This window comes from Methyloglobulus sp. (assembly GCF_046714055.1).
Taxonomy (GTDB): domain Bacteria; phylum Pseudomonadota; class Gammaproteobacteria; order Methylococcales; family Methylomonadaceae; genus Methyloglobulus.
In genome coordinates this window covers 1-5,206 of record NZ_JBKKBJ010000249.1, presented here as the reverse complement: position 1 = coordinate 5,206, position 5,206 = coordinate 1, and the positions used below count along the sequence as shown (strand labels likewise).

The 5,206-nt window shown below is 47.7% G+C and carries 4 protein-coding genes and 1 pseudogene; 1 reads left to right on the top strand and 4 read right to left on the bottom strand.

What is annotated here, in order from left to right; genetic code table 11:
• Nucleotides 1-181: 181 nt before the first annotated feature.
• The 4 genes from ACLQ6D_RS14870 to recQ form a co-directional block, all read right to left on the bottom strand.
• A complete protein-coding gene (locus tag ACLQ6D_RS14870; protein WP_411728095.1) occupies nt 182-433 on the bottom strand; it encodes a DUF2789 domain-containing protein in 252 nt (83 codons plus the stop codon).
• Nucleotides 434-642: 209 nt separating this feature from the next.
• Nucleotides 643-948: a hypothetical protein gene (locus tag ACLQ6D_RS14865; protein WP_411728094.1), complete on the bottom strand. Its 306-nt coding sequence runs from the start codon at nt 946-948 to the stop codon at nt 643-645.
• Between the two features lie 105 nt (nt 949-1,053).
• Nucleotides 1,054-1,458 carry an IS1 family transposase gene (locus ACLQ6D_RS14860; RefSeq protein WP_411728093.1) on the bottom strand — a complete coding sequence of 135 codons (405 nt, stop codon included), beginning with the start codon at nt 1,456-1,458 and terminating at the stop codon, nt 1,054-1,056.
• A 527-nt stretch (nt 1,459-1,985) separates the two neighbouring features.
• Nucleotides 1,986-4,124 carry a DNA helicase RecQ gene (gene recQ / locus ACLQ6D_RS14855; protein ID WP_411728092.1) on the bottom strand — a complete coding sequence of 713 codons (2,139 nt, stop codon included), beginning with the start codon at nt 4,122-4,124 and terminating at the stop codon, nt 1,986-1,988.
• A gap of 300 nt (nt 4,125-4,424) precedes the next feature.
• Between recQ and ACLQ6D_RS14850 the strand changes: the two are divergent.
• A pseudogene (locus tag ACLQ6D_RS14850) lies at nt 4,425-5,206 on the top strand (glutamate--cysteine ligase); the annotation flags it as partial.

Genomic DNA, 5,206 nt, shown 5'->3' with positions numbered 1-5,206 from the left:
TTACCCAAGGTAGCCGTTTTGGGAACACGGCTGACGGGGATGTCGGGGCGGCCATGAATAAGCCCGACCACCGTCCTCGGAAAACACCCAATTACAAGACACCCCATGCGGTATTTTTTGCTGGACTCTTGCAAGAGGCCGCATGAACACTAGGATTGCACTTCGGAGTTGAATCCGCCATCTAATTTATCCACGAGTATTTTTCTCTTAATAAAGAATCTAATTCATCCACGAGTGCGCACCAATCCGAATCCTCCTCTATCGCTTCAGCCAGAAATGCAGCCTGTGCTTCGCTCCAGAAATCTGCCTCAGACAAGGCAATATTACGGGGTAACGGCCTGTGCTTCTCAATAAAAACACGAATTTGCTCCTCGTTGCTTGCTAAACCTAATTGGAAAAATAAGGTTTGCAAAGTGTGTATTGAAGTATCCATTTGAATCTCCAAAAATTATTAAAGATTTTCTGTGATGAATGCGATAGAAGCATCAACACTTTCATTCGAACGATCTTGTACTATTAATCCTTTCTTTTTCCGCCAGTGACTTAAAGGATTTTAAAAGGAGTTAATTGTAATAGCTATTCCGGCTGTATCTGTTGACTGGTTATTGTCCGCATAAATTCCACTAAATCGACCTTTTCCTGTTACGTGAAATGCAAGGGGAATATTTTAGTGTCGATAAAACGGTTTTTGTCCCCGCCTTTGTCGTAATGTTCAATGACTTCTTCCAGTGTTTTCATACTGCCATCGTGCATGTAAGGTGCGGTTAAGGCGACATTCTGTAATGTCGGGGTTTTGAATTTGCCCATATCGGCAAGGTTTTTTGTGACATTAAAGCGTCCTAACTCAGAACGCTGAAGTGCTGTTAAAGGAAAATCATCAGGGTTTTTATCTTGCTCAACGGCGGCAATAAATTCACCTAAAACGGGCGTTAAGTGTTTAAAGCCCACGCCAACGTTATAAAAACGGTTGTCTGTAAATAAGGCGTTATTCCAGGATATTTCATGGCAGACCAGACAATTGCCTTTGCTCTTAAAAATTCCGAGAGTATTTACCTAAAGATAGATAATGTTTTTTCTTGATAAGCCCGGAATACATGGGGTTGCGTTAGCTAAATCCAAAGCTTGATGGTTGCATTGAACAGGCCTTCGCAATGGGCGACCACTTTGGTGCGTCGTGTCATCCGGCCAAGATGGATGTCGGGTGTTGCTGTCGTCACGCTCAATTGCCACCGTATGGGCTTCGCCGATGGCGTGCCGCGCTTTGGGCAAGACCTTGGCAAACGCATCCCAGTCGTCCGTATAAAAAATACATTCTTTCAGGTGCCCCACCTTGTCGTAGGGCCTTCGGAAGGTTGCGGCATCACGATGGCCGGTGACCCAGGCGACAGTCCGCCCTGTGGCACGGCCCACCGCCTTGACAGTCCAACACTTGTTTTTTTTGGACCGATAAAATGCCACATCCCGTCAAACCCCATCTCACGGATAGCCCCGGAAACTCCAGGCCCGGGCAGGCTCGCCGCCTCTTGCCGGGCCCATTTCAACAGCGCAGCAGGCGTGACCCCGGACAGTTTCGCCATAAAACCATAAGGGCCCTTGCCAAGCACACTCAAAACCACTGCAAACGTACGCCGGATGGCCGCATTGGGCTTCTTCCTTCCGTCCCCGCCAACAAAATTACAACCGCAATCCTTGCACTGGTGACGCCGCTTCCCACGGACAATGCCGTTTTTAACAATCGCGCCCTCATTACCATGCTTGCAGACAATCATCAGAGCGCTCCTTTTTTAGTGGCATCTTAATCATTATCTATTAGTAAATACTCTACAAGCTTTATCTGAGATTACAGATCAGGTAAAAAAATCGCTGTTCTGGGATGGAAAAAATAAAATAAAAGCGACCTATTAAATATTAACCAGGGCGCTATTTTTAGAGAAAAACATCTTTAGCCAAAAAGCGCCTATGTGTATCCACTTTTCTAAACGGCATCAAACCATTTGATATTGCAATGCCGCCCTGACGCAACGCAAAATGCCATAGTTATAAGCGCCGTCAAGGGACTCATAAACTGGTTTGAGGGCGTTTTTCTGGTCGTCGGGCAGGTTGATAATGGTTTCCTCTATGCGCCTGATTTCCTGCTCCGGCAAATCAACGACATCGGCCAGTAATAACTGCCCTTGTTCCAGATACTGCGCCAGGTGGACATAAATAGTCGATTCTTGTAGTGCCCTTTTCTGGGCGATTTGTTGGATGGTGAATCCCAGCCTGAATAACTCCACAGACTCGCTTGCCGTATCGGATATTGCCGGATTCGTCCCCCTGAATTCCCGGATGACTGCCAGAAATTGGGCGCCGTAAAGCTCCAGCTTACGTTTGCCCACTCCGGGTAGCAGGCTCATTTGTTCCAGTGTTGCCGGTCTGTTTTCCATCATGGACATTAAAGAGGCATCATGAAAAATAACATAAGGTGGTACATCCTGAAGTTCGGCCAGTTTCCGGCGTTTGTTCCGCAGGGCATCCCACAGCAAGCTGTTCGTGCTTTTATTTTTATGGGCGGTTTTGGCGTGTTTGCTACCTTTTGTTTTTTCAAGTTGGATGTCTTTGCGTAGCATCAGTTGTTGTTCGCCGCGCAGGATAGGCCGACAAGCGGCAGTCAGCCGCAACGAGCCAAAGCTTTCAAAATCGACGGCGACCAAGCCGCGTGCCACCAACTGCCTGAATACCGAATGCCATTGTTTTTCGTCTAAATCTTTGCCGATACCAAAGGTTGACTGATGGTGGTGTCCAAAACGGGTTACCCGCTCTGTAGATTTACCCAGCAAAACATCGACCAGATAAGCCACGCCAAAGCGTTGTTCGGTACGATGAATGCATGATAAGGCTTGCTGTGCAGCCAAAGTGCCATCCCAGGTTTCCACCGGTTCTAAACAGGTGTCGCAATTGCCGCAGGGGTGTTCCAGGATGTCGCCAAAATAGTCGAGTAAGGCTTGCCGACGACAATGCACTTGCTCGCAAAGGGCAAGCATGGCATCCAGCCTGTTGTATTCAATGCGCTTTTGGATTTCATTGGCATTGGATTCCACCAACATACGGCGCAGGGTGATGACATCCTGGAGTCCGTAGGCCATCCAGGCGTTAGCGGGTAAGCCGTCACGCCCGGCACGTCCGGTTTCCTGATAATAACCTTCGATACTTTTGGGTAAATCAAGGTGCGCGACGAAGCGTACATTGGGCTTATCGATACCCATTCCAAACGCGATAGTTGCCACCATCACCAGACTATCTTCCATTAAAAACTTATGTTGATGGTGTTGTCTTTCACCATTGTTCATCCCCGCATGGTAGGGCAGGGCTTTGATACCTTTGCTTGTTAACCACTGCGCTGTTTCATCGACTTTTTTACGCGACAGGCAATAGACGATACCCGCATCGCCAGAATGTTCCGTCTCAATAAAATTCAGCAATTGCTGCCGTGCATTTTGTTTTTGCACAATGCGATAGCGAATATTGGGACGGTCAAAACCGCTTAGGAAGAGTTGAGCCTGTTCAAGCCCGAGCCGAAACTGGATTTCCTTACGGGTTTTTTCGTCCGCTGTTGCCGTTAGGGCAATCCGTGGGACTTGTGGATAACGCTCATGCAGCAAGGACAGCCGCAGGTAATCGGCACGAAAATCATGTCCCCATTGGGAAACGCAGTGTGCTTCATCAATCGCAAATAAGGCTATTTGCAGCCGATCAAGCAAGGTCAAAGTACGTTCATTAGCCAATCGTTCCGGGGCAAGATAGAGCAGGTCCAACTCGCCGTTAAGCAATTGCCTTTCAGTTTGTTGCACTTCTTCAAAGGCTAACGTCGAATTCAGGAAAGCGGCTTTAATGCCCAATTGCAGCAATGCGCTGACCTGATCCTGCATCAGTGCAATGAGTGGTGAAATAACGACACCAACACCCGGCCTGATTAGTGCGGGAATCTGGAAACACAGGGATTTGCCACTGCCGGTAGGCATGACGACCAGGGCATCCTGCCCGCTAATCAGATGGTTAATAATCGTTTGCTGCTGACCGCGAAAGCTGGCATAGCCAAATATCGTGTTGAGAAGTTCAATCGCTTTACTGTCGGGTGTTTCCATCGTGACGATTTATTTCTTGAATGAGTCAATAGCTTTATAATGGTGCAATTATACAGGACACTAAGATCAGTTACCCACACCATCAATGTTGTTAAGCTAAGAAAATAGTCCCTACTACCGATGGGATGCCTACAAGGATGTAGGTAAGTAGGGCAACGCAGGAGAAGTTGCCGAGAAGGTTAGGATGGGGGATATAAATAAGCTTTTCCCTGTGTTTGATTCTCCTCACCCCGACCCTCTCCAATAGGAGAGGGGGTATTTTTCCTTAACTTGACGGCGAAACCCACACAATGGCTACCCATGAATAACACGCATTCCGCGCGTCTAGCCCAACTCATAGCAAACAAGCAGCAACATCTCATAATCGGGGGGCTGAAAGGGATAGAAAAAGAAAGCCTACGTATTTCCAAAGACGGCTTGATTAGCAAAACACCACACCCCAAGGCTCTAGGTTCAGCCTTGACGCACCCTTATATCACCACGGATTATTCCGAAGCGTTGATTGAGTTGATTACCCCGCCCTTTGCCGACATCAAAGAAACGCTGGGCTATTTGCAAGCTATCCATCAGTTTGTTTACCAACACCTGGATGATGAGATTTTGCTGTGTACCAGTATGCCCTGCGGTATTGATGGCGATGAAAGCGTACCGATTGCCGAGTATGGCCCGTCCAATATCGGCAAGATGAAACATATTTATCGGCATGGTTTATGGCATCGGTACGGTAGGACGATGCAGGCGATAGCGGGCATCCATTTCAATTTTTCAGTGCCGGAAGCGCTTTGGCCTGTGTTGCACAGCCAAGAAAACAGTGCAATCAGTCTGGAGGAATTTACCGCCAGCGGTTATTTTGGCCTAGTCAGGAATTTTCAACGTATAGGTTGGTTGATCTTGTACCTGTTTGGTGCCTCGCCCGCTATTTGTAAAAGTTTCTTCAACAGCCGTCCACAGTTAAGGGCACAGTTTGAAGAGTTCGACCAAGGTACACTCTATCATCCCTATGCGACTTCCTTACGGATGAGCGACATCGGTTACAAAAGCAAAAACCAGGCGAATCTCAGGATCAATTACAATTCGCTGCC

Coding starts and splice junctions, on each gene's coding strand:
- ACLQ6D_RS14870 (WP_411728095.1), bottom strand. CDS start 433: ATGGATACTTCAATACACACTTTGCAAACCTTATTTTTCCAATTAGGT.
- recQ (WP_411728092.1), bottom strand. CDS start 4,124: ATGGAAACACCCGACAGTAAAGCGATTGAACTTCTCAACACGATATTT.